At 67.5% G+C, this 26,969-nt stretch carries 29 protein-coding genes and 2 pseudogenes; 18 read left to right on the plus strand and 13 right to left on the minus strand.

The features are described from left to right. Positions 1-48: 48 nt before the first annotated feature. Positions 49-1,014, minus strand: a pseudogene (locus ACFSKW_RS11995) (ISAzo13 family transposase); the annotation flags it as partial. Between the two features lie 66 nt (positions 1,015-1,080). On the opposite strand from ACFSKW_RS11995, the pseudogene ACFSKW_RS12000 reads away from it, so the two are divergent. Further along, positions 1,081-1,980, plus strand: a pseudogene (locus ACFSKW_RS12000) (IS3 family transposase); the annotation flags it as partial. A gap of 189 nt (positions 1,981-2,169) precedes the next feature. On the opposite strand, the gene ACFSKW_RS12005 reads toward ACFSKW_RS12000, so the two are convergent. From ACFSKW_RS12005 to ACFSKW_RS12015, 3 genes are all read right to left on the minus strand, one after another. Beyond that, the gene (locus tag ACFSKW_RS12005; RefSeq protein WP_379572262.1) at positions 2,170-2,688 is read right to left on the minus strand and encodes a site-specific integrase; all 519 of its coding nucleotides are present in this window, start codon (positions 2,686-2,688) and stop codon (positions 2,170-2,172) included. A 375-nt stretch (positions 2,689-3,063) separates the two neighbouring features. After that, positions 3,064-3,435 (minus strand): STAS domain-containing protein, encoded by a 372-nt coding sequence (locus ACFSKW_RS12010; RefSeq protein ID WP_379572263.1) that lies wholly within the window; start codon positions 3,433-3,435, stop codon positions 3,064-3,066. 694 nt (positions 3,436-4,129) lie between these two features. Further along, entirely contained in the window at positions 4,130-5,248 is a 1,119-nt protein-coding gene (locus tag ACFSKW_RS12015; protein WP_379572264.1) for an IS630 family transposase, read from the minus strand. 149 nt (positions 5,249-5,397) lie between these two features. On the opposite strand from ACFSKW_RS12015, the gene ACFSKW_RS12020 reads away from it, so the two are divergent. Both ACFSKW_RS12020 and ACFSKW_RS12025 read left to right on the plus strand, forming a co-directional pair. Beyond that, entirely contained in the window at positions 5,398-5,589 is a 192-nt protein-coding gene (locus ACFSKW_RS12020) for an ArsR/SmtB family transcription factor (RefSeq protein ID WP_379572265.1), read from the plus strand. Between the two features lie 45 nt (positions 5,590-5,634). Further along, positions 5,635-6,120 carry an SRPBCC family protein gene (locus tag ACFSKW_RS12025; protein ID WP_379572290.1) on the plus strand — a complete coding sequence of 162 codons (486 nt, stop codon included), beginning with the start codon at positions 5,635-5,637 and terminating at the stop codon, positions 6,118-6,120. A gap of 96 nt (positions 6,121-6,216) precedes the next feature. On the opposite strand, the gene ACFSKW_RS12030 is transcribed toward ACFSKW_RS12025, so the two are convergent. Next, the gene (locus ACFSKW_RS12030; protein ID WP_379572266.1) at positions 6,217-6,444 is read right to left on the minus strand and encodes a hypothetical protein; all 228 of its coding nucleotides are present in this window, start codon (positions 6,442-6,444) and stop codon (positions 6,217-6,219) included. Between the two features lie 113 nt (positions 6,445-6,557). Between ACFSKW_RS12030 and ACFSKW_RS12035 the strand changes: the two genes are divergently transcribed. The 9 genes from ACFSKW_RS12035 (at position 6,558) to ACFSKW_RS12075 (ending at position 14,866) form a co-directional block, all read left to right on the plus strand. Continuing rightward, entirely contained in the window at positions 6,558-6,902 is a 345-nt protein-coding gene (locus ACFSKW_RS12035) for an alpha/beta fold hydrolase (protein ID WP_379572267.1), read from the plus strand. A gap of 334 nt (positions 6,903-7,236) precedes the next feature. Beyond that, a complete protein-coding gene (locus tag ACFSKW_RS12040) occupies positions 7,237-7,632 on the plus strand; it encodes a hypothetical protein (RefSeq protein WP_379572268.1) in 396 nt (131 codons plus the stop codon). Positions 7,633-7,786: 154 nt separating this feature from the next. Continuing rightward, positions 7,787-8,305, plus strand: a complete 519-nt coding sequence (locus ACFSKW_RS12045; RefSeq protein WP_379572269.1) for a VOC family protein — start codon at positions 7,787-7,789, stop codon at positions 8,303-8,305. A 114-nt stretch (positions 8,306-8,419) separates the two neighbouring features. Then, positions 8,420-9,862, plus strand: coding sequence for an MFS transporter (locus ACFSKW_RS12050; protein WP_379572270.1), 1,443 nt, complete (start codon positions 8,420-8,422; stop codon positions 9,860-9,862). 139 nt (positions 9,863-10,001) lie between these two features. Then, positions 10,002-10,409: a hypothetical protein gene (locus ACFSKW_RS12055; protein WP_379572271.1), complete on the plus strand. Its 408-nt coding sequence runs from the start codon at positions 10,002-10,004 to the stop codon at positions 10,407-10,409. 45 nt (positions 10,410-10,454) lie between these two features. After that, on the plus strand, positions 10,455-12,320 hold the full coding sequence (locus tag ACFSKW_RS12060) for a CocE/NonD family hydrolase (protein ID WP_379572272.1): 1,866 nt from the start codon (positions 10,455-10,457) through the stop codon (positions 12,318-12,320). A 23-nt stretch (positions 12,321-12,343) separates the two neighbouring features. After that, positions 12,344-13,534 (plus strand): serine hydrolase domain-containing protein, encoded by a 1,191-nt coding sequence (locus ACFSKW_RS12065; RefSeq protein WP_379572273.1) that lies wholly within the window; start codon positions 12,344-12,346, stop codon positions 13,532-13,534. Positions 13,535-13,724: 190 nt separating this feature from the next. Then, positions 13,725-14,264, plus strand: a complete 540-nt coding sequence (locus ACFSKW_RS12070; protein WP_379572274.1) for a dihydrofolate reductase family protein — start codon at positions 13,725-13,727, stop codon at positions 14,262-14,264. Beyond that, positions 14,261-14,866, plus strand: a complete 606-nt coding sequence (locus ACFSKW_RS12075; RefSeq protein WP_379572275.1) for a DUF998 domain-containing protein — start codon at positions 14,261-14,263, stop codon at positions 14,864-14,866. Before ACFSKW_RS12070 ends, ACFSKW_RS12075 begins: the two co-directional genes overlap by 4 nt. 47 nt (positions 14,867-14,913) lie before the next feature. Here ACFSKW_RS12075 and ACFSKW_RS12080 read toward each other — a convergent pair whose 3' ends face one another. Together ACFSKW_RS12080 and ACFSKW_RS12085 are read right to left on the minus strand one after the other, a co-directional pair. Further along, positions 14,914-15,795, minus strand: coding sequence for a LysR family transcriptional regulator (locus ACFSKW_RS12080; RefSeq protein WP_379572276.1), 882 nt, complete (start codon positions 15,793-15,795; stop codon positions 14,914-14,916). A 12-nt stretch (positions 15,796-15,807) separates the two neighbouring features. Further along, positions 15,808-16,695 carry a LysR family transcriptional regulator gene (locus ACFSKW_RS12085; RefSeq protein ID WP_379572277.1) on the minus strand — a complete coding sequence of 296 codons (888 nt, stop codon included), beginning with the start codon at positions 16,693-16,695 and terminating at the stop codon, positions 15,808-15,810. A 1,129-nt stretch (positions 16,696-17,824) separates the two neighbouring features. Here ACFSKW_RS12085 and ACFSKW_RS12090 point away from each other — a divergent pair. Both ACFSKW_RS12090 and ACFSKW_RS12095 read left to right on the plus strand, forming a co-directional pair. Further along, a complete protein-coding gene (locus ACFSKW_RS12090; RefSeq protein WP_379572278.1) occupies positions 17,825-19,039 on the plus strand; it encodes a phage baseplate protein in 1,215 nt (404 codons plus the stop codon). A gap of 5 nt (positions 19,040-19,044) precedes the next feature. Then, complete coding sequence (locus tag ACFSKW_RS12095; protein ID WP_379572279.1) at positions 19,045-19,473, plus strand: hypothetical protein; 429 nt, start codon at positions 19,045-19,047, stop codon at positions 19,471-19,473. Positions 19,474-19,807: 334 nt separating this feature from the next. Here ACFSKW_RS12095 and ACFSKW_RS12100 read toward each other — a convergent pair whose 3' ends face one another. Beyond that, the gene (locus tag ACFSKW_RS12100; RefSeq protein ID WP_379572280.1) at positions 19,808-20,719 is read right to left on the minus strand and encodes a GlxA family transcriptional regulator; all 912 of its coding nucleotides are present in this window, start codon (positions 20,717-20,719) and stop codon (positions 19,808-19,810) included. Positions 20,720-21,204: 485 nt separating this feature from the next. On the opposite strand from ACFSKW_RS12100, the gene ACFSKW_RS12105 reads away from it, so the two are divergent. Further along, positions 21,205-21,669, plus strand: coding sequence for a hypothetical protein (locus ACFSKW_RS12105; RefSeq protein WP_379572281.1), 465 nt, complete (start codon positions 21,205-21,207; stop codon positions 21,667-21,669). A gap of 196 nt (positions 21,670-21,865) precedes the next feature. Here the strand turns inward: ACFSKW_RS12105 and ACFSKW_RS12110 are convergent, their stop codons facing one another. The 5 genes from ACFSKW_RS12110 to ACFSKW_RS12130 form a co-directional block, all read right to left on the minus strand. Beyond that, positions 21,866-22,834, minus strand: a complete 969-nt coding sequence (locus ACFSKW_RS12110) for a tyrosine-type recombinase/integrase (RefSeq protein ID WP_379572282.1) — start codon at positions 22,832-22,834, stop codon at positions 21,866-21,868. After that, entirely contained in the window at positions 22,831-23,070 is a 240-nt protein-coding gene (locus ACFSKW_RS12115; RefSeq protein WP_379572283.1) for a hypothetical protein, read from the minus strand. Before ACFSKW_RS12115 ends, ACFSKW_RS12110 begins: the two co-directional genes overlap by 4 nt. Before the next feature lie 61 nt (positions 23,071-23,131). Beyond that, positions 23,132-23,563, minus strand: a complete 432-nt coding sequence (locus ACFSKW_RS12120) for a hypothetical protein (protein ID WP_379572284.1) — start codon at positions 23,561-23,563, stop codon at positions 23,132-23,134. Further along, complete coding sequence (locus ACFSKW_RS12125; RefSeq protein ID WP_379572285.1) at positions 23,563-23,979, minus strand: hypothetical protein; 417 nt, start codon at positions 23,977-23,979, stop codon at positions 23,563-23,565. Before ACFSKW_RS12125 ends, ACFSKW_RS12120 begins: the two co-directional genes overlap by 1 nt. Next, entirely contained in the window at positions 23,979-24,239 is a 261-nt protein-coding gene (locus tag ACFSKW_RS12130) for a hypothetical protein (protein WP_379572286.1), read from the minus strand. The genes ACFSKW_RS12125 and ACFSKW_RS12130 overlap by 1 nt, the downstream gene beginning before the upstream one ends. A 390-nt stretch (positions 24,240-24,629) precedes the next feature. Here ACFSKW_RS12130 and ACFSKW_RS12135 point away from each other — a divergent pair, with 390 nt between their 5' ends. The 3 genes from ACFSKW_RS12135 to ACFSKW_RS12145 all read left to right on the plus strand — a co-directional run bounded on the left by ACFSKW_RS12135 (position 24,630) and on the right by ACFSKW_RS12145 (position 26,512). Beyond that, entirely contained in the window at positions 24,630-25,133 is a 504-nt protein-coding gene (locus tag ACFSKW_RS12135) for a hypothetical protein (protein WP_379572287.1), read from the plus strand. A gap of 206 nt (positions 25,134-25,339) precedes the next feature. Beyond that, entirely contained in the window at positions 25,340-25,870 is a 531-nt protein-coding gene (locus ACFSKW_RS12140) for a hypothetical protein (protein ID WP_379572288.1), read from the plus strand. Between the two features lie 48 nt (positions 25,871-25,918). Beyond that, positions 25,919-26,512, plus strand: a complete 594-nt coding sequence (locus tag ACFSKW_RS12145) for a hypothetical protein (protein WP_379572289.1) — start codon at positions 25,919-25,921, stop codon at positions 26,510-26,512. Positions 26,513-26,969: the final 457 nt, after the last annotated feature.

The following is a 26,969-nucleotide window of genomic DNA, read 5'->3' on the forward strand; positions in this document are numbered from 1 at the left end:
GGCCCCATTTTCACGCCTGCGCGGCGTCCCCTGGAAGGGTCAGGAGGACTTGTTCCACTTCGATGTGCCGGGCGGAAAGTGCATAACGGTGACGGCCAGCCCGCACTCATCGGCGAACGCGGCCAGGTCCTTCTTGAACAAGTGGGAGTCGGCCGAGTTCGCTCCGCCGGAATCCGCGGTGATCAGCAGCCGCGCCGCGTCGGAGTAATCGAGTCGGCCTTGCTGGTTCCACCAGCGGCGGATGGACTCCACCGCGAACGCGGCGGTGTTGCGGTCGGTGCCCACGTTCACCCAGCCGGAATCGCGTCCCAGGTCATAGACGCCATACGGGATGGCCACCGGCGTGGCGGGGTCGGTGAAGTCATGGTCCGGGGCGATGATCGGCCTGCCCATGGGCCGGTAGGTGCGGCCGGGCCGCGCGTACTCCCCGATCGGCTCCTTCTTCCTGGCATCCACGCTCACCACCGGAAGACCGCGGGCCAGGAACTCCTCCACGGCCGCGTTGATATGCCGGAACTGCGCATCGCGGTCGGGCACCTGGCTGCCGGCCCGTCTCTTGGCCATGCCCTGCAGGCTGAACCCCATCTGGCGCAGCAGCCTGCCCACCACCGGCGCGCTGACCGGATGCCCCGCCTCGGCCAGTTCCCGGGATAGATCCCGCAGTGAGGCGGTGGTCCACCGCAACGGGGAGACCGGATCGCCCACCTCCCGCGGCTCGATCAACGACTCCAGAGCCGCGACCAGGCCCGGGTCGCGCTCGTCGGCCAGTTTGCGGCCCGCGCCCGGCCGGCGCGCCCGTCTCTCTAGCACCGTCGCGCCCGCAAGTTCTGCTCGCCCCCGCGCGACCGTCGACTCCGAGACTTCCGCCAGCCGGGCCACGGCCGCGATCCCTCCGTGCCCCAGCGCCTCGGCCTCAGAGGCCAGATACAAGCGGCGCTGCCGCTCGTCCAGATGTGGAAGCAACGCGGCGAACTTCACATCCAGCACCGCCAGGGCCTGCGGCGATATCCCCACGAGAGCCCATATACCACTTCACTCACAGACACGAGATCAAAACAAGCAGTAATTTCCTTACGCGCCCTGAACCGCTTCCAGTTCGTCGCTGACCACGCAGGCGCCTTCGGGGTGAAGCGGTTGTGCCGGATCGTCGGGGTCGCCCGCTCCAGCTTCTACCACTGGCTGTCGGCGGCGCCGGCACGGGCCGAGCGGCAGCGCCGGGACCAAGCGCTCGCCGAACAGATCCGTGCCATCCATGCCGAGCATGACGGCACCTACGGAGCGCCGCGGATCACCGCGGAGCTGCGTGAGCGGGGCCGGCTGGTGAACCGCAAGCGGGTCGAGCGCATCATGCGCGCCTTCGCCATCGTGGGCGTGCACCTGCGCAGGAAGGTCCGCACCACGGTGCCCGAGGCCTCCGGCCGGAGGGTGCCGGACCTGCTCCAGCGCGACTTCACAGCGGACGCGCCGAACCGGCGCTACGTGGGCGACATCACCTATCTGCCCATCGCCGACGGCACGCACCTGTATCTGGCGACAGTGATCGATCTGTGCTCGCGCAAGCTGGCGGGCTGGTCGATCGCCGACCACATGCGCACTGAGCTCGTGGCCGATGCGCTGCGGGCCGCCGCCCGCGATCGCGGCGGACTGGACGGGGCGGTCTTCCATTCGGACCACGGGGCGCAATACGGCAGCAAGAAGTTCGCGGACCTGTGCGCCGAGCTGGGCGTCGTCCAGTCGATGGGAGCGGTCGGATCCAGCGCCGACAACGCGGCGGCCGAGAGCTTCAACGCCACGCTGAAACGCGAGACCCTCCAAGGCCGCACCAACTGGCCGACCGCCCGCGACGCCCGTCTCGAGGTGTTCCGCTGGGCCAGCCGCTACAACACCCGACGCCGCCACTCCAGGCTCGGCCAGCGGGCTCCCCAGACCTACGAGACGGCCTTCCACTCAACGTCATCTACGCTGGCATCAGCTGCATAAGCCGTGTCCAGTCTTCGGGTGGAAGCCCCGTCTCGAACTCGCGCAGCGCATACAGAAGGTGGCGCTGGTTCCAGATCAAGGTTCGATCCAGCAGCTCGCGTCGACAGGTCTGGATCCAGCGCTCCATGACGGAATTCATCCACGGCATACGGACGCCGCTCTTGATGGAGCGTATTCCGGCAGCCAGACTTACCGCACATGTCTCGCGACTGGGAGCCACCGACGACTGGTGGATCGGCGTTGGGGTCTCGACGGCAGGATCGCGATCGTTTCGGCATCCAGGGCAATGGTGCGCATGGAGGCGTCCGTCTTGGGCCTGCCCTCGTGGATCCGCCCGGCCAGTTGCACCAGCTGCCAGGCGATGTTCACGGTTCCGGCGTCGAGATCGACGTCCTTCCAGCGCAGCCCGCACATCTCACCACGCCGCAGTCCTCGAAGCGTGATCGGCCTGTACAGCGCGAACAACCGATGCTGGCTGGCTTCTTCCAGAAACAGCCGGGTCTGCTCAGGCGTCCACACCATCACCGCCGACGGGCGCGGCACCGGGATATAGGCATCGATCGGATCGACCCGCCGCCCACCACGCCGGAGCTTTTCCGCCCTGCGGTACTCGCGAAACTGCGCCTGCCGGAAATTCCATTCATGCAGATCAAGCGGCATGTGAGTGCTCGTGCAGAACTCCGCCGAGCCGGTCTTGTCGGCGTACATTCAGATCGATGATTCGATCTGGATCCGTGATCGGATCGGGGATGGTGCGGAGTGGCACCGCTTGGTTCAGGGCTTGATGTGCTCGGTGCTGGTTGTAGAACCGTTCGTACTCGCGTAGGGCGTGCCGCAGGTGGCGTTCGTTCCATACGAGGCAGCGGTCGAGGAGCTTTCGGCGGCACGACTGCACCCACCACTCCATGGTCGAGTTCATTCGCGGCATCCGGATACCGGCAAGGACCGTCACAGGCGAAGAAGCACAAGTGATCATCCTGCCGTTGCCCTGCCTCTTTCAAATGTCAGAGCCGCCGCACGTCGGTAGCCGTCAGTATCGGCAGGGGCAGATTCACATCACCGCCGCTCGCAGCTGTCAGCCGTTCACGCGGCCGGGTCGACCGCGGTACGGCCCTGCCCGTCTGTCAGGACATAGGTGAGGGGTTCGTCGGCCAGTACCTGCATGTGCAGCCGCAAGATTTGACTCAACCGCAGGACGCTACGGCACACCCCGCGCAGCCGGAACCAGCCGCCGGCTTCGAAGAAGCGTTGCGTGCTGACGAGCATGAGCCGCAGTCCGGCGGCGTCGCAGAACGTCAGCGCGGCGACGTCGACGATGACGCGATGGTGCCCGCCCTCGTGTAGGCGGTCCAGGAGCCACTCCAGGTCGGGGCGCGACACGAAGTCCAGTTCGCCCGAGAGCAACAGGACGTTGTAGCCGGGATGGTGAACCGTTCTGATGGCAAGGGCGGTCATGTCGCCCACTTTCGGCAGGCATCACATGAAGATTCGCGCGGCCCCTGCGGTCCTCATGCAGACAGGATCGTCTGCCGGGCTGAAGCCGAGCTCGCATCGTCTTGGACCGCGGGGTCAGGACGGCACGAAGATCGCGGTGTGCGCAATCCCCAGATGGTGTGAAGGAGTGAAAGGGCGAAATATCCCTTTCGTTTCTCACCTTAGGCCTTGCCGTGTTCGAGGCCAAGCGTCCGTCAGCTCAAACCTGGGGCCGGTTGGTCGGTTCACCGCTTCTTCTGCCATCTATCCAAGCGCGTGACCCGTGGCGCGCCGTCACGCTGGCGCCGCCCGCTCCCGCACATCCTGCAAAAGGTAGGCCCCGAGCCGCGAGGGCAGGGGGAGTTCCTCGTGAACAACCGCCGACGACCTTCCAGAGACAGCAGCCGCGCCAGCGCGCTGATCACCGCCCGATCCGCCCACGACGGCCGGGGCCTTGCCACCTGCAGACGCAACACCGCGAGCTGATGGCGCAAGGGATGATCTCCGCGTCCTTCGACCTCTGCGAGCGAGTCGGCAGCACCAACCCAACCAACCCGCGAGCCGGACGAAGATCAGGTAAGCAACCGCAGCGCCATGAACAGCGATCATGCCCGCCAGAAACCGGTGGGTGACATTGTCTAGTGCGGTGACCATGAACGTTCGCCGGGTCGGGTGATCACGCGGCCCGGTGCGCTGGTCGTCCCCAACGTCGTTGTTTCTCGCTGCGGATGCGGGCGCGTTCACGACGTTGGGCGTCCAGCACGTCGGGGTGGCGAGCATTGGCATTGCGCAAGCGCAGATAGGCCTGGAGCTTGCGGGTCTGCACCGTGTGGTTGGGATGGTGGGAGTTGCTGATCACGAAGGTGCGCACCGGGCCGAACTGAGCCTCGATGGGGTTGGCCCAGGAGGCGTAGGTCGGGGTCAGGCACAGCTCCACCCGGTTGGCTGCGGCCCAGGCGCGGATGGCGGGGGTGGTGTTGGCCGACAGGTTGTCCAAGATGACGTAGATCGGGGCGCCATCTGGGCGGGCTTTGCGGATGCTCTTGAGCGCGGCCAGCGTGTTGGCGCCGCTCTTGCGCGTCCGGACCACGCCCCACAGTTGGTCATCGCCCAGGCTGTAGCAGCCGTGGAAGTAGCGCACGCCATGTTCGCGCCGGTAGGTGGCCGGCCACCGCTCGGGGCGGGCCTCGGGTGCCCAGCCGGAGCCGGGCTGCGGCCGGATCGACAGCGGCCCGAACTGGTCGAAGGCGAAACACCTGTTGGGGAAGCGGCTGGTCACCTCCTCGATACGGTCCAGTTTGGCTTCCCTGGCGGGGTCGGTGGATTCTTTCCAGGTGCGAGTGCGCTGGAAGGAGATCTTGTTTTCGCGTAAGTACTGGCGCAGCCGCTCGCGGCCGACCACGACGATGCGGGTGGGGTTGTCGGCCAGGTAGGCGGCGAGTTTGCGGATGCTCCACCGGGTGAAGGGGCGCTGCAGCTTCTCCGGTCGGGTGGTGGCCGTCGCGACGATGAAGTCCTCATCATCGCTGGTGATGCGGCGGGGACGGCCTCCCGCCCAGTTAGGGTCCAGAGCGGATAGTCCTCGCTCGTTGAAGGCGTGGATCACGTCGCGGACGGTGTCTTCATCCGCGGCGACCAGGCGGGCGATCGCTGTCACCGGAGTTCCGCCGGCCGAGGCCATGATGATCAGTGCGCGCCTGACCCGGATCGAGTCGTGCTTGCCTCGCCGGACCAGTCGTTGCAGGGTCTGTCCCTCGTGATCGGACAGCCGCCGTGCCCGGACGGGCTCGGCCATATGTCTCTCCTTTGATCGACCTGGATGGTGTCGGTACGACCTTGAAGGACAAGCGGGCGAAACCGGCGCAAGCCGTACGGCGTGTCACCTCACGACCCGGTGAACCTAAGTGGACACCGCACTAGGCGCTGAGCCTGGGCCAACCGCAGGTGTCCCGGCATCTGCGACTGCTGTCCGAGGCGGGCGTGGTCGAGGTCACCAAGCGGGCACAGCAGCGGATTTACCGGCTGCACCCGGGCGCGATGCGTGAGCTGAGTGACTGGGTGCAGGGGTTCGCCGTTCTGTGGTCGGAACGGATGGATCGCCTCGGCGCCTTTCTCGACGACAGGGCCGATCAATGAGGAGCTTGAGCATGTCCCCAGACACCGCAGACGGGATCGTGGTCGATAGGTTGGCCAACACCCTGCACATCAGCCGCACCTACGCGGGCTGAGGTCGAGCGTGTGTGGTGGGCCTGGACGGACGCCGAGGCGGTCACTCGCTGGTGGGGGCCGCAGGGGTGGGCCGCGACCGTGTACGAGATGGACGTGCGGCCGGGAGGACGCTGGCGCTTCGAGATCGCGCCAGTGGACGGCTCGGCCGCGCCGGTGCGCAGCATCGCCACCTACACCACCGTCGTCGATCGTTGCGAGCTCGCCTACGACGACGTGTTCACGGACGCAGCGTGGCAGCCCGACGGCACGGGCACCTTCCCGACTTGGGTCACCTTCACCTCCACCGGCAACGGCTGCATCGTCTCCGTCGCCGCGAGCTTCCCCGACAGCCAAGCACTGCAACGGGCCGTCGAACTCCAGATGGCCGACGGCTACGCCGAAGCCCACGACCGGCTCGACGGCCTGCTGGACGGCCCATCAAGAAACGATCATGTCTGAACTTTCCGCCATCACCCCCGCCGACAGCACCACGATCGCGTACAAGATGACCGGGTCCGGCCCGGCCATCATCGTGATCAGCAATGTCGCCGAAGACTACACCGGTGTCGCGGGCGTGGCCGAGGCGTTGGCCAAGGACTTCACCGTGATCAGCTTCGACGGCGCGGCCGCGGGGCCAGCGGCGATCCGCAGCCCTACGACTCGGCGCGCGAGATCGAAGACATCGCCGCGCTCATCGAGGTCGCGGGGCGGCTCCGCGGCCCTGACCAGCGGTTCCGGTGGGTGCGGGCTGACCTTGGACGCGGCGAGCGCACTGGGTGACAAGGTCAAGGGACTCTACCTGTACGAGCCGCCGTTCATCGTCGACGACTCCAAGCCCCCGGCGCCCGCCGACTACGTCGAACACCAGAACGCCCTGGTCGCGGCGGGTCTACTTCATGACCGAGATGATCGGTGTCCCGGCCGAGGACATCCCGGTGATGAAGCAGGACTCCTCCTGGGAGGTCATGGTCAAGTACGCCCACACCTACGCCTACGACGGCCAGATCATGCGTGGGCTGCAGGACGGCAAGCCACTGCCCACCGACCGCTGGTCGGTCAAGGCGCCGATCGCGGTGGCCGTCGGCGGCAACGGCGAGGCCTTGATACGCGTCGGCGCCCAGGCGCTGGCCGCGATCCTGCCGAACGTGACCGTGCTGACGCTTGCCGACCAGGATCACTCCGCCTTCTGGATGGCCCCTGAGCCGGTCGCAGACCGGGCCCGCACGTTCCTGCTCGGCTGACGACGACAGGCCTGGCGGCCATGCCGCATCCGAGACCTGTTCGCGCCCGCCCGTCAAGCCCGCGGCGACGACCGCGTCAGGGCGAGGTTCATCCCGCCGTGTTCGAGCCGAAACAAGCCCACGCCCTCCTCCAGGCCCCGTTCCATCGCCCTCAGGTTCACCCTTCCTGAAGAACCTTCGCCGCGAGCATCCTTGAGTTCAGCATCGGACGCGTGAACCCCGCCTGACCTGCCAAAGAGCGCATCGCCGCAGTTCAGGGGCATATTCGTTGGATTCTTCGCCATTGCTACCGGGGACCGCCCCGCTATTGCGCGGCGGTATCGCGCTGCTCGTCATGAGCGTCGCCCGCGTCGGTGTGGCGCTCGGCATGATCCCGTCCGAGTGGGCGCTGAACGAGGCCCGCATCGAGCAGATCTTCGACGGTCTGGTGTTCACCAGTTCAGCGGCGCTACGGCCAGCTATGCATCGCCTGCGAAGTGATCGTCCCGCCAGGAGGGCGCACCGTTTCCCTGGCCGACTGGCTCATCACCGGCAGATGCCCGCCGCCCTGCTCGCCGGCCACCCCGACCTCATCTTGATCGCCTCGGAACGGCACAGCTGGGGAGAGCTTCGGCCCATCAACGGCCACTACCCGCCCACCCTGTGGCCGGCCAAGGGCAACACCGGCGCACGCCCCGACCATTGGGGAGCCTGCGAAGCTCGCCGCGGCGAACGCGCGCCTACGACATAGCGGGCACCGGCCTGCGGATCCTCCGTGCCCGTGCTGAATAACACGCGACAGGCCCCCGCCGTCTGAGGGCGGTGTTACGGCGGGTGGTGACGCAACGGACTGTGCGCCGCAGAGGGCGGGGCGCGCGATCGCCAGGCCGCCCCGGATCTCGGCCTTGCCCTTGATCGTGAACCGCTGGGTTAACGCTGCGTTGTGTGCTTCGCCGTTGTTCCGATCGTGCCGTTCCGACACCCTTGATCAAGGACGAATCACCGCATCGGAGGGAAAACGTGACAAAAAGCCACACACGAGTACATCCATGAACATCATCACGTCAACAGTTGTCTTCACGGTCGATGATCCGGCGGGCTCCCGTCGGTTCTTCACCACCCATCTGGGTTTCCGCGAGGTCCTCGACACGCCGGACTTCACCTGGTTGAGCCGTGACGACGCGGCCGCCGACATCCTGTTGCGCCAGCGAGACCTCGAGCTGCCGTTGCAGTCGGAGGCCCAGCCGGTGGTGGCCTTCGCGGTCACCGATCTGGCCAAGGAGTACGAGCGCCTGCACGCCGCAGGCGCACCCATCACCACGCCGTTGCGGTGCGATCCGTGGGGTGAGCGGCTGATGCGCCTGACCGACCCCAACGGCATCGTCGTCGAATTGACCGAATGGATCCCGCCCAGCGGCGACTGATCCACCCCCTTTGGGATGGCCCTTGAACGGCGCCACCCATGATCGATCACTTTCCGTACACGAATGGAAGCAAGAAGTATGCAATCGCATCCTCGTCGGTGGCTGATCCTGATCGTGCTCTGTCTGAGCACGCTGGTGCTGGTCATCGACAGCATGGCGCTCACGGTCGCGGTGCCCGCCCTGGCCGCCGATCTGGGCGCCACCGCCAAGGACATCCAGTGGATTCTGGAGTCCTACATGCTGGTCTTCGCCGGTCTGCTGCTGACCGCCGGCTCGCTGTCCGACCGGTACGGCAGGCGGAAGATCATGGTCATCGGCCTGGTGCTGTTCGGCGCCGCCTCCGCGCTGGCCACGCTCGCCACCGACCCCGGCCAGCTGATCGCCGCCCGGGTGGCGATGGGCGTCGGCGGCTCGCTGATCATGCCCTCCACCCTGTCGCTGCTGATCGTCGTTTTCCCGGACGAGGCCGAACGGCGCAAGGCGATGGCGGCCGGCGCCGCCTTCGCCGTGCTCGGCCTGGTCGGCGGCCCCGTCCTCGGCGGCGCGCTGATCGCCTCCCTCGGCTGGGAGGCGGTCTTCTGGATCAACGTCCCGGTCGCCGTCGTGGCCATCGCGGCCGCGCTGACGCTGATGCCCGAATCCAAGGGCCCCGCGACCAGGCCCGACCCGCTCGGCGCCGTCCTGTCCATGATCGGCATGACCGCCCTGGTGTGGACGATCAACGAGCTGGCGCACGGAGTCGCCTGGGTCCCGCTGGCCATCACCGTCGTCGCCCTCGGCGCGTTCATCGGCTGGGAGCTGCGCACCGAGCACCCGATGGTGCCGCTCAAGCTGTTTCGCGACCGCGACTTCGCCGGCGGCAGCCTGTCGCTGACGCTGGTCCAGGTCGGCAACGGCGGCCTGTTGCTGGTGCTGACCCAGTACATGCAGTTCGTCCTCGGCTACACCCCCACTCAGGCCGGTCTGGCCTTCATCCCGATGTTCATCGCCTCGGTGGTGTTCAACGGGGTGGGTGCCGGTCTGGGCAGCAAGCTCGGCAACCGCACGACCGCGGTGCTGGGCATGATCGTGATGGCCGCCGGGCTGGCCCTGCTGAGCTTCTCCTCCTCCGACAGCTTCGTGATGCTGGCCATCGCCCAGGTCGTGCTGGGTGCCGGTGGCGGCCTGGCTGGGCCGTCGGCGATCGCCGCGCTGATGAGCGCCATCCCGACCGAGCAGGCGGGTGTCGGTTCGGCGTTGAACGACACCATCCAGCAGGCCGGCGCCGCCCTCGGCGTGGCCATCCTGGGCAGCCTGGCCACCAGCAGCTACGCCTCGGCCATGCCGGCCACCGCATCGGAGGAGGCCCGCCGGTCGGTGGCCGCCGCCGTGGCCGACCCGTCCCTGGCCGCCGCGGCCCGCCATGCCTTTGACGCGGCCATGTCCTCGGCCTTCCTCGCCGCCGCGGCCGGGGTGCTCGGCGCCGCCGTACTGGCTCTGCTCCTGCTGCGTGGCCGCAAGCGCGGCGCGCACACCACCTCCTCGACCCCGGCCTCGACCCCGGTCGCCACGCACTGACATGTACGCGGTGCCGTGTCAGCGGCCACGTCAGAACGGCGACGGCCCGCTATCAGGACGGCCCGCGATCGTAGATGCCATGAGCGGTTCAACCGCCCGATCAACCGAATCCCTAACTGATCTCTTGGAGCTCACCACCATGTCCATCACCCTTACCGACCAGGACAAGCTCACCCTGCGCACTGCCGCCTACGGTGCCGTCACGCTGCTGGCCGCCGCTGATGTCGCCGGTTCGCCGCACAAGGCGGCCACCGCGGGCTCGCTCTCGCTGTATTCCGCGACCGGACCGGTTGGGCACGTGCTCGCCGCAAAGACCAGGGACATCAACCTGGAGGGCAAGTCGGTGGCCGCGATCGCCGACCGCGTGCTGCCCGCTCTGACGGCGGCCATGGGCCTGCTCAACAAGCAGGACCCGGCGGAGGCCGGCAACTTCCGCGACACCGTCCTGGTCGCCGTTGAAGCCGCCGCCACGGCGCACAAGGGCGAGCGCAGCCCTGCCGCAGCCGACATGATCCGCAAGATCACCGAAGCTCTCGACGCTGCCTGACAGCACGTCGGCCCGGACTGCTACGAACAACGCAAAGGGATGTAGATGTCGCTCTTCCAACGGCGAGGCCTCCTCGCCGCCGCCTCCCTCGCGGCCGCGATCGCGGTCGCGGGGGCTCCCGCCGCCTCCGCGACGGCGGAGCCGGGGATCACGGTCTCGGGCGGACTCACCCAGCCGGTCTTCTCCTACACCGACGCCATCCGTGAGCACGTCCAGGTGCAGTCGCCGCTCGACAGCGACGGCGACGGCAAGAAGGACCTGGTCCGGGTGGACATCATCCGGCCGAAGGAGTCCGACTCCGGGCTCAAGGTCCCGGTGATCATGCACCAGAGCCCGTACTTCGACAAACCGGGCGTCGGGTTCCAGCTGGACCACAAGACGTACGACGCGAACGGCAACCTGACGAAGTTCCCGCTGTTCTACGACAACTACTTCGTGCCGCGCGGGTACGCGTACCTGTCGGTCGATATGGCCGGCACCCGGCTGTCGGAGGGCTGCCCGACCGGCGGCGGGCCGTCCGACGTGCTGGGCGGTAAGGCGGTCATCGACTGGCTGAACGGCCGGGCGACCGCCTACGACGACCAGGGTGCTCCGGTCAAGGCCTCCTGGACCACCGGGCGCACCGGGATGATCGGCCACTCCTATGAAGGAGGGCTGGCCATCGGGGTCGCCGGTACCGGTGTGCAGGGGCTGGAGACGATCGTGCCGCTGGCGGGGCCGAGCAGCTGGTACGACATGTGGCGGGCCAACGGCACCCTCACCGACTTCAAGAACGGCCAGCAATGGCTGGCCCAAATGATCGATGAGGACCCGGACGCCAAATGCGCGGCGGTGCACCGGCGGATGAGCGCCGGCTCCGACGACGCCACCGGCGACTACAACGCCTACTGGGACGAGCTCAACTACCGGACCGGACCGGTCTCCAAGGCCGGCAACGTGCGCGCCAGCGTCTTCGCCGTGGTCGGCATGCAGGACCGCAACGTGATGGGCAACCAGTTCTCCCAGTGGTGGACCAAGCTACCCCGCGACGTGCGGCGCAAGGCATGGGTGACGCAGTACGGGCACCTCGACCCGTTCTGGGCCCGCCGCCAGGTATGGGTCAACACCCTGCACCAGTGGTTCGACCACGAACTGATGGGCGTGGCCAACGACATCATGCGCCAGCCGCGCGCCGACGTGCAGCTCGGCCCGGACCGGTGGATCACCCAGACCGACTGGCCCGCCCGCCAGGCACGGACCACGACGCTGCGACCGCAGGCCGACGGCGCCCTGAGCAGCCAGCCCTCCAAGGGCACCGGCAGCTACCTCGACACCCTGCAGACCGAAGAGGCGATGGCCGCCGAGCCCGGCACCGCCAACCCCAACCGGCTGGCCTACCTGACGCCGCCGCTGAAGAACGCGATCAGGGTGTCCGGCACGCCGTCGGTGAGCCTCACGGTCAAGCTGGACAAGCCGACCGCCAACCTCGGCGTCCTGCTCGTCGACTACGGCACCGACACCCGCATCCACGGCGTCGCCCCCGACAAGGGGCAAGGACTCAAGCTCGTCGACGGCCAGGACTGCGTCGGCCAGGGCACAGCCGACGACAGCAGCTGCTACCTCAGGGCCGCCGACAACACGATCACTTCCGGCTTCCAGGTCGTCTCCCGGGGCATCATCGACGCGCAGAACCGCATCTCGCTCAGCCGCCAGACGCCGCTGACGCCGGGCCGGCCGTACCGGATCACCTGGAAGATGCTGCCCCAGGACTACGAATTCAAGGCCGGGCACCGCCTCGGCCTGGTGCTGACCGGAACCAACGCCGACCTCGGCGAACCCACCCTCGGCGGCGCCGAAACCGGCACCGGCGCCAAGGTCACCGTCGACCTGGCCGGCACCTCGATCTCACTGCCTCTGGTCACCGGCAAGTAACGCGACACGAAAGACGACACACCATGAAAACCAGCAAAGTCCTCAGGCGAGTGGCGATCCCCGCGCTGGCAGCCGCCCTGCTGAGCGGGGCGGCCACCACCGCCACACCCGCGCTCGCCGCCGACCGGGATCGGCCGGAACTACGAAAGAGCGTCCAGGCATTCGTCGATGCCGGTTTCCTCGGCGTGCAGGTGCGCGTCAACGACGAGCGAGGCCAATGGACCGACAGTGCCGGAGCGCGCAAGCTGGGCTCGGCCGCCAAGCCGCCGGCCAACGGGCGGTTTTGGACGGGCAGCGTCGTCAAGCCCTTCACCGCCACCCTGGTGCTGCAACTGGTGGCCGAGGGCAAGATCGCCCTGGATGATTCGGTCGCCGACTACCTGCCCAAGCTCGGCCTGGACCGGCGCATCACCGTGCGGATGCTGCTGCAGCACACCACCGGCCTGTTCAACTACACCGGCGCTCTCGGCTCCGACGGCAAGTGGGAGCCGGGGATCCCCGCCACCGGCGATGCATGGCTGCCCAACCGCTTCCGCAGCTACAAGCCCGAAGAGCTGGTACGGCTGGCGCTGTCCAAGTCGGCGCGGTTCGAGCCGGGGACGAAGCAGGACTACACCAACACCAACTACACGCTCGCCCTCCTGCTGATCGAGAAGGTCACCGGCCGCTCCTACGCCGAGGAGATGAAGCGGCGCATCCTGCGCCCGCTCGGCATGACCACCACCACGGTGCCCGGCGACCGCACCCAGCTGCCCGGGCCGCACGCCCACGGCTACTACCGCACCCAGGACGGCCGGGTGACCGACATCTCCCGCCAGAACATCTCCCTGCTGGCCGGCGCCGGTGACCTGATCTCCACCACCCAGGACCTGCACACCTTCATCTCCGCGCTGAACAGCGGCAAGCTCCTGCCCGCCAACCTGCTGGCCGAGATGCGCAAGCCGTACCCGGGCGGGGAACTCCGCTACGGACTCGGACTCTTCGTGCAGGACCTCGGCCCCGGCTGCGGCACCGTCTACCAGCACAACGGCAGCCCGCCACACGGCTACGGCACCCTGATGTACAGCTCGCCCGACGGCAAGAAGACCCTGACCGCGTCGGTGACCTGGGTGGACTCGGCCACGCGAGGCCCGGCCAAGGACTTCCAGAAGCTGACCGACACCCTCGTCAAGCAGGTGTTCTGCGACGGGCAGACCGGCACGGCGGCGGAGTAACCGGTCTGCGGTCTCACCCCCGCCGGCCTTCCAGACGTCCCTGCGATGGGAACGTGCCAAGCACCTCCCACCGCAGGAGGCAACCCCCCGAAGCCCACCGCGCGAGGCGGGCTTCAGGGGGCACCAAACGCCGCGCAGGCACCAAACCAGCGCGCGGCGTCACCACAAGAAACACCCTAAGGAGAAACACATGAGCCGCAAACTCGTGGCCGCGCAGTTCATATCGCTCGACGGCGTCGTGGAGGCGCCCACCGAGTGGCACTTCCCCTACTTCGACGGCGAGATGGGCGCCGCTGTCGGCGAGATGTCGGCCGCGGCCGACACCCTGCTGCTGGGCCGGGTGACCTACGAGGAGTTCGCCTCGGTCTGGCCGCACCAGAGCGGCGAGATGGCCGATGCGATCAACGGCATCCGCAAGGTGGTGGCCTCCACCACCATGACGGAGCCGGGCTGGCAGAACGCCAGCGTGATCGAAGGCGACCTCATCACCGCCGTCAAGGAGCTGAAGCAGGAGCCCGGCACGAACATCAACGTCACCGGCAGCATCACCCTCACCCAGGCACTGCTGGTGGCCGGGCTCATTGACGAGCTGCGGCTGCTGGTGCACCCCATCGTGGTGGGCACCGGCCGCAAGCTCTTCCCCGGCGGCCCCAACCGGACCCCGCTCAAGCTGGCCAAGTCAGTCACCTTCGGCACCGGCGTGCTCGACCTGACCTACCAGCCCGCATGACACGCATCCTGCTGGCCTGCGGCATCGCCGCAGGCCCCTGGTTCCTGGGCGTGGCGCTGATCCAGGGGCTCACCCGCGAGCCCTTCGACTTCACCCGCAACGCCATCAGCCAGCTCAGCCTCGGCGAGCTCGGCTGGATCCAGGTGAGCAGCTTCGTCATCACCGCCTGCCTGGCCATCGCCGCCTCGATCGGGCTGCGCCAGGCGCTTCAGAGTGGCCCCGGTGGCACGTGGGCGCCTCGACTGGTGGCGGTGTTCGGGGCGTCGTTCCTGGTCAGTGCGGTATTCAGCGCTGATCCCGGGGCGGGATTCCCGGAGGCGAGCGATCAGGCAGCCGTGCTCAGCACGACCGGCGCCGTCCACATGGCGGGAGCCATGGTCGGCTTCCTGTCGCTGTGTGCGGCCTTCGTGGTGATGGGCCGGCACTTCGCCGCCCGGGGCGAGCGCGGGTGGGCGATCGCCTGCCGGCTCGTGCCGGTCGGCGTGCTGGCCGGGTTCGCCGGGTCTTCGGCCACCGTGATGGCGTTCACCGCCGGAGCGGGGCTGGGGCTCATCTGGCTGGCCGTGGTGTCAGTCAGAGTGCGCGCCACCGTCAAGGCGTAGAACGACGGCCGGGCTCCGACGGGAGCCCGGCCGTCTGTTGGCTAGATCTAGAGAGTGCCGAGGTCACGCACGACCTCGGCGAACGCGCGGATCATGTCGTTCTCCGCCTCACCGCGCCAGGCCAGGCCGTAGTCCAGCGCGGCCATGTCGGGGATGGGCAGCCAGTCCATGTCCGGCCGGTTCCAGTAGCGGCTCACATGCACGGGGAAGACGTTGACGATCTCACCGGCGCTGATGAGGGTGAAGATGTCGTCGACGTTCTCGATCTCCGCGCTCCGCTCGATGATGTTGCCTCTGGGCGTGTGCCACGGTGTGTAGCTCTCGGCCCAGTAATCGGGGATGGGTTTGCCGCGTGCCACCTGGAAGTCGCCGAGCATCTCGATTGTGGCCGAGGTACGGCCGGCCAGCTCGTGATCGACGGAGACGGCCAGCACCCGCCGCTCGGCGAACATCGTCGGCCCCGCGATCAGGTCGGGCTCGTGGACGGGCAACCAGGTAACCAGCATGTCGACCTCGCCGCGGCGCAGCCCGGCGAAAGGCTCGACGAAGGGGGCGTGCCGCAGGCGCAACCCCCACTGCGGGTGGCGGGTGCGGAAGGTTTCCCAGTAGCGGCGCAGGTCGTGGGCGTTGGCCGGGATCATGCCGATGCGCAGCACGCCGGTCTTGCCCTGGGCGGCCAGCCTGGCACGCTCCATGCTCTCCTTGAGCCCCCGGTAGATCGGGGTGAGATCCTTCCGGAGCTGCTCGCCGGCGGGCGTCAGCCGTACCTTGCGGCTGTCGCGGTAGAAGAGCTCGGCGCCGATGCCCCGCTCCTGTTTCTTGATCGCCTGGCTCACTCTCGCCACCGAGACGAACAGACGCTCAGCGGTCCGGCCGAAGTGCAGCAGGTCGGCCAGAGTCAGGAAGATCTCGATATCACGTAGTTCCACGACGTCACCGGTTCACAGGGGCAGGGGGCCCAGGTCGCGCACGACCTGGGCGAACGCGCTGATCATGTCGTTTTCCGACTCTCCTCGCCAGACCAGGCCGTAGTCCAGCGCGGGCATGTCGGGCATGGGCACGTGGACGAGGTCCGGGCGGGCGAAGTACCGAGCCACGTGCGCGGGAGACGGATTGATGATCTCACCCATGCCGAGGAGGGAGTAGAGCTCGTCGTTGCTGGTGACTACCGACCCGGGCTCGACGCGGTTGCCCTCGGGAGTCTGCCGCGGCGTGTAGGCCTCGAGCCAGTAATCAGGGGCCGGGTTGGCGAGCGGGAGTGGGAAGTCGCCGAGCATCTCGATCGTGGCCCTGGTACGGCCGGCCAGTTCGTGGTCGACGGCGAGCGTCAGCACCCGGCCGTCGGTGAACATCGTCGGCCCCGTGACGAGGTCGGGCTCCAGCACGGGAAGCCAGGTGACCAGCATGTCCATCTCGCCGCGGCGTAGTCCGCCGAAGGGGTCGATCCAGGGGGCGATCGCCAGGCGCAGGTCCCACTGCGGGTGCCGGCTACGGAAGGTCTCCCAGTAGCGGCGCAGTTCGTAGTTGTTGACGGAGATGGTGCCGATGCGCAGCACGCCGGTCTTGCCCTGAGCGGCCAGCCTGGCCCGCTCCATGCTGTCCTTGAGCCCCTGGTAGATCGGGGCCAGATCGCGGCGGAGCTGCTCGCCGGCGGGCGTCAGCCGTACATTGCGGCTGTCACGGTAGAAGAGCTCGGCACCGATGCCCCGCTCCTGCTTCTTGATCGCCTGGCTCACCCTGGCCACCGACACGTGGAGCCGCTCGGCCGTCCGGCCGAAATGCAACTCTTTGGCCAGCGTCAAAAAGATCTCTATATCGCGCAGCTCCACGTTTTCTCCTCTCGATTCTCGTCATTCGGAGGAGAAGAGTGACATAAGCGCATTGTTCCCCGCAAAACAGACGCCTTCCGGAGCGGGGACGCTCCGAGAGGCGAACGGCCAGGTCATCAGGTGGGGCAGGGCTTGATGCGTGTCCAGATCGGCCCGGAGGTTGACCGGGAGCGCCACTCCTTCTCGATGCTGAACTCCCTGACAAGAACGGTAATCCCGATCTTTCTGGGACTGCTTCCAGGCGCAGGACTCGGCCTCGATGACGCCGAGGGCCCGCAGTCGCGTTGTTCCGGTCGCCGTTGGCGTTGCCGCCGACCATCTGCTTGCCGTGACGGCTGCTCACCAGATGCCGCGCAGCTTCAGCGGCGGATGCCAAACGATCGATCTCCTCAGCCAGGCTGCCGCCCGTCGTCTGCTCGCTGATCAGGCCGGCGAGGCAGTAGCCGGTGTTGAAGTCCCGCCAGCTCTCACCTGGCTTGCGGCCCTTTGGCGGGCGCGTAACCGGCGCAGCACCTCCGCCGGGGTCGGGGCGAAGGCGTGCTCCAGGCTGACGGCCGCCAGAGCCGGCAGTTCCGGTGATCCGCTGAAGTGCAAGTAGGACGATTTGGGTCGACCTGCCCCGGATAGGTGGCCAGCAGCGGTAGCCGGGCCTGGACTTCGGGGCCGTGGCGATACCACTCCGGCAAGGTCGCGACCGTGAAGGAGTGACACCACCCCCTGGCCGACGATGGAACGGATCAACGCGCGATCAGGACGTGACCGTTTAGGTACGTTCAACGACGCCCAGGCATCGGATATCTGGCCATCTTCCGGACCGATCCAGTCAGGCGGTACCCCCCGGGCAGCCCCGATGCGCCCTCTGTCCGGGTCCGCGGCACCAGACGCAAAGTAGCCGTGCGTATCCCGCCGCAGACCGCACCCACGCTCGGGCGATACCTCCGTCATCATCTGTGGCCTGCGACAATGCCCTCGTGGCGCGGACCCGAGCGGAGGGCCTTGAAGCCCTGCGAACAGCGCCGGCAGACCTCGGTGTCAATCTGCACGAGCTGCTGGAGAGGCGACGAAGGGGACGGCGGTGGTACGGCTCAGCCACACGATCCTGCCTTGATCATCCCTATACGATCTCCGCATGTTCGAGTTATCCGGCCCCTGGTCACGCGTACTCGCGGACACGAGGCTGCACCACGGCCCCGCCATGCAGTCGCTGGCCGTCGACCCGGTCACGCATGAGCTGTACCTCGTCCAGCTGCGCGACGCCGGCAGCGCCGACGAACTGGGCAACCTCTGCGTCAACCGGGTCTCAGCCACCACCGGGAAGGTGCTGGACTGGATGCACCTGGACGGTTTCGGGCACGGTTACCAGATCGGTGCTCAGCACATCGCCGGCCGTACCCATCTGTGGTCTGAGGCCGGCCCCATCCGCAAGGGCTTCGGCACCCGGGTCACCCGCTTCCCCTATCTGCCTGGCCGCAGCATCGACATGACCTCTCATGTCCTGACCAAGCCCTACTCGCCCGCCCCGGACACCCTCACGTGCGCACCCGCCGTCGATCCGATCGGCAACTGGCTCACGCTGCGCTACCGCACCCCCTCCGGCTACTTCTACAGCCGCCACCCCATCAACCCGGCCAGCGGCAAGGTCTCCGGAACCTCCGCCGCCACCATCGCGCACCCGCCGTCGGTCGTGGGCACCTTCCAGGGGTTCGCCACCGTCGGCGACCTGCTCTACCTCTACAACGGCGACCCGTCGGACTCCTTCGAGGACAGCAACGCCCGCATCTCGCTTGTCTCCTGGCGCGACCCGGGCCGCACTCCGGTCGTCACCCCCGTCACCGCGCTGCCCGGTCTGCCGGTCCGCGAACCGGAGGGGCTGGCCGTCGAGCCGCTGGGAGATCGGGTGCGGCTGCTGTTCGGCTTCAGCGGCGACGCCCCCGGGCCGGGACGACAGGCCAGCGTGTGCGCCTTCACCTCAGATCCGTCGGCGCAGGGCGTGAAGGTGCTGGCCGACTGGAGCAACCTCACACTGGCCGGCGGCTTCGAGAGCCACACGGGCGCACGGATGCCCCGCGCCCGGCTGATCAGCGTCGGCGGACTGACCCAGCTCCAGCTGCGCGGCTCGCTCAGCTGCCCGAACCTCACCGGACCGGCCGTCGTCGCCAGTCTGGCGCCCTGGCTGACCCCGAGCCTGCCGGTACGCGCCGCCGTACCGCGCAACATGAGCCACGGCAACGCCGCATGCCAGGTCGAAGCGGCCCCCTCCGGCCAGCTCCGGGTCCATGGCGCCAGCCCCGCCCACCCGCTGTCCTGGATCGACCTCGACAGCTTCACCGCCGCCTGGAAGTGACCCTCATGCGATCTCCCACCCGTCGCACTCTGCTCACCGCGGCCGCCGCCCTTCCCGCCGTCGCCCTCGCTCCTGGGGTCTCCGACGCCGAGGTCGTGTCCGCCTGGAAACCCATCACGCTCACCGGCACCGCCAAGGCCTTCGCCGAGGCCCCGCCCCAGGCGCGGGTGGTACGCGTCGCGGGCACCGACTTCCTGCAGCTCCGCGGCGGCGCCCACGTCTCCTACACCGCCGACAGCCCGCTGGGCAGGCTGCCCAGCGGGCTGCGCGTGCCGAAACTGACCCGCGGACTGTGCCCGCGCAACAACCACAACGGGCTGAGCGTGTGCCGCGTAGAGGCCGATGTCAGGGGCGTCCTCATCGTGCTCGGCGGCACCAGCGCCAGCAAGATCACCTGGGTGCGGCTCGACGGCTTCTCCTCCGTCCTGTCCTGATCATTGGCACCGGGCGGATACGGCCGAAGTCCCGCCAGGCCATCAAGGGCATCGTGTGGAGATCCGCACTGGCGCCGATCGAGGCCCTCCGCTCGGGCGCCGTGAGCCCTGAAGTAGGGCGTTGCAGCAGGCAACGGTGGGCGGCGGCTACACACCGGGATCAGGTGGTTGCGGCGGAACCGGCCGGACATCGCCTGGCTGCCATCCACGACAAGCAGCGCTGGACTACGACCGCACATGGCGCGGCGAGGCGGAACCGACATGATCCGGGCCTTCACCCAGGCCGTCCGCAACCTCGGCACCCTCTGACGAACGACACTGGGCGCCTCCCGATTCACGGGTGATCCGGAGTCGCCGCCCGCGCCCGCAGCCTGCGCAGCATCCTGGTGTCGGCGAAGCCGGCCTCCCGGGCGGCGACCTCGGTGGTGGCGCCCTGCCGCAACAGCTGCTCGGCACGTTCCAAGCGCAGCGCGCTCTGGTAGGCCAAGGGGGTGAGCCCGGTCGCCCGGCGAAACAGCCGGGTCACGGTCCGTTCACTGCAGCCTGCCGCCTTGGCCAGCAGGCGCAGCGGGAGCCGTTCGGTGAAGCGGGACTCGATCAAGTCCTGGATGCGGTGCACCGTCTCGTCCATATGGGAGCGCAGGCGCAGCATCGGGCTGATCTGCGGCGCCGTACCATCACGGCGGGTGTGGACGAGCAGGGTGCGGGCCACCTGGCCCGCCGCGTACGGCCCATGCCGCATGCTCAGCAGGTGCAGGGCCAGGTCAATGCCGCTGGCCTTGCCTGCCGACGTGACGACCCTGTCGTCCTCGACGTACAGCGAGTCCTTGACTATCTCCGACTTGGGGTAAAGGCGCACGAACTCGTCCTGGACGCAGTGGTGGACCGCGCAGCGGCGGCCGTCCAGCAGCCCGGCACGGCCGAGTGTGTCGGCGCCCGCGCACACGCCGGCGACGGTGCCGCCCGCGGCGTGGTGGTCGCGCAGGCGGCGCAAGGTCTGCTCGCCCGGCGGGCGGGTCGGACCGCGCCAGCCCGGCACGATGACCAGGTCATCCGGCGCCAGCCGCGGCCAGCCGGTGCTGGCCGGCAGCGTCAGACCCTGCACGGTGGCGACCTGGCCGGCCTCGGCGACATAGGCGATGGTGTACGCATACCCGAGGTCGTTCGCGGTGGAGAAGACCTGGGCGGGACCGGCCACCTCGAGAAGGTGCACCTGCGGGATCAGCAGGAAGAGGACTTGGGACATGGCCGGGTTCTGCTCCTGATTCGGGGTGAGATGATTCGGCCGCGAGGGCCGTTCATGGCATCCACCATCGCCGGCGGCTCTGATCTCGGGCCGTTGCCGTGCTGACACGGCCGCTGACACGACACAGCATCAGATTTGGTCCCCGTGGTCGTTTGGCGCGTTCGGCAACGCCTGCCGTCGGATACCTGGCCATCTTTCGGACCAATCCAGTCAGACCCGCGCCAGCTGTTGGCGATCATGTGGAGATCTAGGTGGGCGGACACGTCATGCCAGGTAGACGGCTATGTGCCGCGGCGAACCGTCAGTAGGTTGATCGCTTGGCCTGTGGGTGTTGAGAATCGATCGATTCTCAACACCTGCGTCGGGAGCGGTCCGAACGACGTCTGGACCGCCCTGAGAGTGTCGAAAAAACGTGTTGAAAAGCGTCCCGCGCTCGGCTTCGCGCCGCTCGCCTGGCTCCACACGCTGCGGCTGGGAGGGGCCCGTTGAGCGGCCGGGAGGTCGTCTTCGCCTTCGTCGCGGGCCTGATCGTCAACGAGATGTGCGACGTTTCGCCCTGGCTGGCGAAGAAGCTCGTCCGGCGGTCCGCTTACCTGCGGTATCGCGATCCCATACGCGCAGAGGTCCGCACCGAGGAGTTGATCGCGCTGATCGACTCGCGGCCCGGCAAGCTGCTCAAGCTGTTCACGGCTATCGGGTTCCTGGGTGCTGGCACGGGAGTCCGTGTCCGGGAGTACCTACGAAATCTGCGAGAAGGCGCAAGATTCCTGAGTAGTAACCCCAGGCTAGTGGGCCTCACACTCAGGGTAGCGATGAACCTAACCACGGGCCGTCGCCGCAAGTCTCCCTCCGCCACGGAGGAGAGCCTGCGCCGTGCACTCAAGGAAGTCGAGAAGGCGAGATCGAAGGAACGAGGTGAGCAGAGGAGCAGCGGTGAGTGGGACAACTGACACCGCCGCCCCCTGCGTTCGTGTCGCGCGTGTCGCTGACCAGCGGTGACGCGCTTAGGAAGATCCTAAGCGACGCACGAACGCGCCCACACCTTCCTATCGGTGTGAGCGCGTTCGTGCTTCTACGTGCAGCACAGGCGCGCGTGATCAGTACCGAACATGGTCGAACACGCGCGACATGCGAAGAATGACCGTCTCACTCCATCGCCGACTCGACAATCTGTGAGGCGTCGTCCTCCAGCCGCTCCCGAGACTCCACGTAGATCTCCGTCGTCGAAGCATCCTTGTGGCCCAGGTTGAGCTGGATCTTCCGCATCGGCACGCCCGCCTCTTCCGCGATCGAGGCGTAGGTGTGGCGGCACGTATGCGGCGTAACCTTGCCCTCGATCCCGGCCTGCCGGGCGATGCGGACAACCAGCTCGTACGCCTGCCCGCGCGTCATCGGCTTCCCCGACTCCGACGCGAACAGCGGCCCGCGCAGGTCCGCCAGCTCGACCCCGGCCCGGCGCGCACGATCGGACAGGTAGGTGTCGAGCGCGAACGTCGTCTCCACCGGCAGACGCCGGATCTTCGGCTCCGCACCCTTGGCGACGATCCGCAGCGTCCGATATCCGCGGGCGAAGCCGAGGTCGCCGATGGTGGCGTCCACCGCCTCGGAGATGCGGATCCCGGTGCGCAGCAGCAGCCGGATCAGCGCCGCCGTACGCAGCCTTGCCGGCCCGTGGTCCTTGTCGGCGGCCTCGACCATGGCGCGTGCCTCGTCGCGGGTGAGCGCCGTGGTCTCGGAGTGCTTGCGGTTGATCTTCGGGCGCCGGACGTTCTCGAACGGGTTGAACTCGACGGCGTCTTCCTCGGCCAGGTACTTGTACCAGGAGGAGACGGCAGCGAGCCTGCGCGCCATGGTCTTGAGCGGCACAGGCTGACCGGCCTGGAGCTCGAGCCACCGCTTGTACACGTCCCCGTGGGGGCGGCGCGCCTCCAGAGGGTCGAGGTCGTGCTCGGCGCAGAAGCGGAACCACCGCTCGATCTCGCGCCGGTAGGCGTCGCGCGTGTTCGGCGAGTCGTACGACAGCAGCCACGCCATGGTGAGGTCCCGGGCGTAGCCGAGCAGGTGCGGCGGGAACGCCAACTGCCTGCTCGACTCGCGGACCAGCTCAGCCGTCACTGCGCCGCCTCGGCGAGGACGGCCAGGCCCTCATCGGTGAGCCCCAGAAGCCTGCCCTGACCGCGCACTTCCTCGCCGAACTCGACCCAGCCCGCTTCCCGAACGACGCTGAACGTCGGCTTCGGGATGCCGGACCTGCGCGGGCTCGTGGCCAGGTAGTAGACCTCTTCGTCCCGGATGCGCTCCAGCACCTCACGCTGCGCGGGCGTCGGCCTGCGCCGCTTCGGCCCGGTCACCGGTAACGCACCGCCCAACCCCAGGCGCTCGGGTGGATGGACATAATGTGCGAGTTGTACATCAGGCACCACCGGAGTCGTTCATGCGCCGAGCCTGCTCGCGCAGCTGCTCCAGCTCCGTGCGCATGGCGGTCCGGACCTTGTCCACGGCCTCCATCCCGGCCCGCTCGGCCGGGGACGCCGAGGTGTACAGCAGGGCGTCCGCGAACGCTCGGCGCTCCTCGTCGTCCAGGACAACGTAGGCGGGGTCCTCCTCGCCGTCGACCAGCACGCGGACGACGGTCTCGCCGCGCCGGTTGACGACCGACAACGCGATCTCCTCGCCCTGGCCGTCCAACTCGACGATGCCGCCCCACGGGTTGCCCTTGCCCATGAGCAGATCACGCAGGGCCAGTGTCTGGCCCTGGGTCAGGTGGAGGTACCAGTCCATGAGCGTGAGGTACACCGCGTAGCCGGGGATCGTGGGTGTCTCGATCGTCAGCGTGCCGTCCATCAGGCGTCACCGCCCTGGGCGACCGCCTGGAGCGCCGCGCGGATCGGGAGCACCGCGTCGTACGTCAGCTCGATCGAGTTCCACGCCGAGGCGTCGTCCGTGCGGTCGATCAGCCAGGCCGGCCCGGACAGCGCGACCCGCTCGCCGTCCGCGGCCGCGGGGTAGGTGCCGTCCACCGCGGGCACGTCCCCGGTGTTCGTGCGGCCGTTCGCCTCCCATGCGGCGTAGCCCTCGTGGGGCGGGCCGACGACCTGGTCCAGCGCGGCCAGCACGCATGGAACGTCCTGTCGCAGGATGCGCCACGTGTCGGCGGCGTTGGTGAGCCGGTCCTTCGGCGCGGTGAGGTAGAACGACTCGCCGCGCGTCTCGACCTTGTACGACCCCATCGGCGGGGTCGGCTTCTGGATCGCGCCCATCAGTCGGTCACCTGCCGGAACACCACGGTCGCCCGGTAGGTGCCGTGCGGCTCAGCCTCGGCGTCGTACTCGACGTGGGTGCTCAGCACGTGAACGCCGGTGTGTTCCAGGCTCGGCCCGTAGAAGTCGCGGGCCTCTTCGAGCGCCAGTTGCCGGATCTCTTCGGGGGTTTGGCCGGACACGGTGGCGTGGAAGTCCAGTGGGAAGGCCTCGGGGTTGTCCAGCGAGATCAGGCGGCTGTGTACCTGGGGATTGCTCATGTTCATGATCTCTTTCGCGAGGGATCCTTCCTCGCGACCGTACCGCAATGATCTCTGGTCATAACCTGGATTATGACCGTGTCTTAGCGATCATGAACCAAAGCGGAACGGAACGACTTACCGGCTGTCCCGTCTCACTGGATTTGAGGCAGTCTCATCGATCATGAGGCATCCTGTCGTTCGTCTCACCAATCTGAGCCATGATCGCTAAGGTGTTGGTCACCAACGCTGGTGATCCTCGGGACAGACGGGTGGGCGACGCCTGCGGGCCGTAGCCCATAGGCGTCGCGGGACGCTGATCTCGGGCCGCCGTGCCTGGAGGCTGGGGAAAGCGACGTCGTCGAGCGGCGGGGGACCTGCTGTGGTTCGGATCGCTGCTCAGGAGGCACGATGGCACGGTTGAAACTGTGGAGCGGGTCTCCCGCGTTCTGGCGCGTGCTGACTCTCGTCCTGGCAGGACTCGCGCAGCTGTTCACCACCGAATATCCCTTCGTCGGCGTGGACCCAGCTGACCACGGCGAGGAGGGAACCCGTATCTATGCAGAAGCCACAACGGTGACGACGGTGGCAGCCACCACTTCTCCGGTTGTTCCCCGGCTGCTCGAATATGCTCTGAACTCTGGCCTGGTCCTTCTCCTGGTTGCCATCGTGTTCGTGCTGCCCCGAAAGCACAGCCGACGCATCACACCCTGGGCGGCGGGAGTCCTGGCACTTTTCGGGCTGATCCTCGGGTACGTCGGGATGTCAGGGCTGGAGAGCAGCAATCTGTCGGTGGGATACCTGCTGTTTCTGTCCCCGTTCTACCTGCTGGCCGCGGTCACCCTGGTGATCGGCGAGCGACGGACCATCTTCATGCAGGCCGAGGGCGAAGCGTCCACAGGCGATCAGCCGTAGCAGATCGACGCGGACAAAAATGGGGGCTGAATCGTCTCATGAGCGACGAGACAGCCCTACGCCGCTTTATCTCATCCATTCTGAGGCACCGCAGGTCAGGGGCAGGCCATGCCTCAAATCGAACGAGACGGGACACCGGCACACAGCCGCGTCACGAGTTCGCCGATCATGCCGCGCAAGTCCCACATCGCCGCTGTAATGATCAGATGAGAAGGAAGCGCGTCTGGCTGGCGGTCAGGGTCTGGTTGCTTGTCGGTATCAGCATGGCCTTCGTGTTCTGGCTCGCAGTCAGCGGCTTAGGCGATAAGGACCCGCTGAGCTGGGCGCTCATCGGCAGCACAGTGGTGGGCGCCATCTATTCGATGGTGCTCGCCTTCCGTGAGCACCGTGATCTGCAAGCGGCGCTCTCCGAGGCCGAAGAGGACCCAAAAGAGCTTCTCCAGCGCCGCATCCACCGAGTGAACGAAGCAGTAGCGCTGGCCGCCTCCGAGATGCAGGCCCTTCAGCGCGACCTCGAAGCCCAGCAGGCCGCGTCCTCCGCGCTGCTCGCGCAAGCCGAGGAGCAGCAGAGGCTTCTGGAGATTAACCAGGAGCAGGCCGAACGCATCCGTCACATCCTCGTCGGCGAAACGAAGGCCACCATCCGCGACGAGGGACGCAAACAGTGGATGTTCTTCGCGCTCGGCATCGTCGTGTCCATCCCGATCGGCGTGGCCATCAACCTATTCGTGCCGTAGAACGCTCACCACACCCGAATACGCGGCTGATCTACGACAATGAGCAGCATGTCGCGATCAAGGCTCCTTGCCCGCCTCTTAGTCAACTTCGCGTTAGCGATCTTCATCTCGCTTGGTGTGTTGGCCATGCTTGCCGTGGCGAAGGACGCTTGGTACGGGCAACGCGGTAAGTCCCTCGAGCTCGTGGTGCACCAGATGCAGGAACCCGCCGGATGGGTAGCGCTCTGGGCCTTCGGTTTCATTGGTGCGACTGTCGGGACCTGGCTACAGACGCCATCGCCGTACTCAAAGGAGATATCCGCCGGAGCGGCAAACGATCCTGGCGAGCGGATCCGCCGACGTGCGGAAGAAGTCAACGAGGCATTCCTCAAAGCCGCCGAACTCATGGCCGATCTAAGCCGCGACATGGAAGCTCAACAGGCCGTCAGAGAAGTTCTCCTTCAGCAGGCTAAGGAGCAACAGCGCCTCCTGGAGATCAACGCCGACGAGGCAGAGAAGATCCAGCGAATCCTGTTCAGTCAGACAGAGCAAGTACAAAAGGCCGAGCGGCGACACCAGTTGCGACAGCAGTGGATGTTCTTCGCACTCGGCGCGCTGATCTCAGTCCCGATCGGCATCAGCATCAACCTGTTCGTGCCGTAGCCACCTCAGGTCTGAACGGGGTCCCCGTAGTACTCGCCGAAAATCGGGCGGATATCAAGCTATTCCCCGCGGGGCAGGGAAACCTGCAGGAGGGCGTAGGGAACGGGGAGAGCTCGTCTGCGTCAGGGGATTCTGCGCCGGGCGGCCGGGTCGAGGCGGGCGATGTGTGCGGCGACGGCGTCGACGCCGGGGCGTGCTGACCCACATGGACCAGGTCCTTGCCAACCGCGAGAAGCACGACGCTCGCACTTCCTGACCTGACACAACCAACCGTCCGATACCGCCACGCTCTCACGCGGCACACCCTCGATTGCGATGAGCCCTCAATGCCTACTTGGTGCGCTGGATCCGCAAGAAGTATAAGCGGCTGCGGGCCGTGAAGAAGGCGCTGGAGTGAGCCCATTCCATCGTGACGCCGCTGGCCACAGGCGTGTTACGGAATCGCCACTGCTGACCC

The organism is Nonomuraea mangrovi, from assembly GCF_042681425.1.
GTDB classification, from domain to species: Bacteria; Actinomycetota; Actinomycetes; order Streptosporangiales; family Streptosporangiaceae; genus Nonomuraea; species Nonomuraea mangrovi.

What these genes read in the sequence shown, in the direction of transcription:
- ACFSKW_RS12005 (WP_379572262.1), bottom strand. Translation starts at nt 2,688, where the DNA reads ATGTACGCCGACAAGACCGGCTCGGCGGAGTTCTGCACGAGCACTCAC.
- ACFSKW_RS12010 (WP_379572263.1), bottom strand. Translation starts at nt 3,435, where the DNA reads ATGACCGCCCTTGCCATCAGAACGGTTCACCATCCCGGCTACAACGTC.
- ACFSKW_RS12015 (WP_379572264.1), bottom strand. Translation starts at nt 5,248, where the DNA reads ATGGCCGAGCCCGTCCGGGCACGGCGGCTGTCCGATCACGAGGGACAG.
- ACFSKW_RS12035 (WP_379572267.1), top strand. Translation starts at nt 6,558, where the DNA reads ATGACCGAGATGATCGGTGTCCCGGCCGAGGACATCCCGGTGATGAAG.
- ACFSKW_RS12040 (WP_379572268.1), top strand. Translation starts at nt 7,237, where the DNA reads ATGAGCGTCGCCCGCGTCGGTGTGGCGCTCGGCATGATCCCGTCCGAG.
- ACFSKW_RS12055 (WP_379572271.1), top strand. Translation starts at nt 10,002, where the DNA reads ATGTCCATCACCCTTACCGACCAGGACAAGCTCACCCTGCGCACTGCC.
- ACFSKW_RS12060 (WP_379572272.1), top strand. Translation starts at nt 10,455, where the DNA reads ATGTCGCTCTTCCAACGGCGAGGCCTCCTCGCCGCCGCCTCCCTCGCG.
- ACFSKW_RS12065 (WP_379572273.1), top strand. Translation starts at nt 12,344, where the DNA reads ATGAAAACCAGCAAAGTCCTCAGGCGAGTGGCGATCCCCGCGCTGGCA.
- ACFSKW_RS12070 (WP_379572274.1), top strand. Translation starts at nt 13,725, where the DNA reads ATGAGCCGCAAACTCGTGGCCGCGCAGTTCATATCGCTCGACGGCGTC.
- ACFSKW_RS12075 (WP_379572275.1), top strand. Translation starts at nt 14,261, where the DNA reads ATGACACGCATCCTGCTGGCCTGCGGCATCGCCGCAGGCCCCTGGTTC.
- ACFSKW_RS12090 (WP_379572278.1), top strand. Translation starts at nt 17,825, where the DNA reads ATGTTCGAGTTATCCGGCCCCTGGTCACGCGTACTCGCGGACACGAGG.
- ACFSKW_RS12095 (WP_379572279.1), top strand. Translation starts at nt 19,045, where the DNA reads ATGCGATCTCCCACCCGTCGCACTCTGCTCACCGCGGCCGCCGCCCTT.
- ACFSKW_RS12100 (WP_379572280.1), bottom strand. Translation starts at nt 20,719, where the DNA reads ATGTCCCAAGTCCTCTTCCTGCTGATCCCGCAGGTGCACCTTCTCGAG.
- ACFSKW_RS12120 (WP_379572284.1), bottom strand. Translation starts at nt 23,563, where the DNA reads ATGGACGGCACGCTGACGATCGAGACACCCACGATCCCCGGCTACGCG.
- ACFSKW_RS12125 (WP_379572285.1), bottom strand. Translation starts at nt 23,979, where the DNA reads ATGGGCGCGATCCAGAAGCCGACCCCGCCGATGGGGTCGTACAAGGTC.
- ACFSKW_RS12130 (WP_379572286.1), bottom strand. Translation starts at nt 24,239, where the DNA reads ATGAGCAATCCCCAGGTACACAGCCGCCTGATCTCGCTGGACAACCCC.
- ACFSKW_RS12135 (WP_379572287.1), top strand. Translation starts at nt 24,630, where the DNA reads ATGGCACGGTTGAAACTGTGGAGCGGGTCTCCCGCGTTCTGGCGCGTG.
- ACFSKW_RS12140 (WP_379572288.1), top strand. Translation starts at nt 25,340, where the DNA reads ATGAGAAGGAAGCGCGTCTGGCTGGCGGTCAGGGTCTGGTTGCTTGTC.
- ACFSKW_RS12145 (WP_379572289.1), top strand. Translation starts at nt 25,919, where the DNA reads ATGTCGCGATCAAGGCTCCTTGCCCGCCTCTTAGTCAACTTCGCGTTA.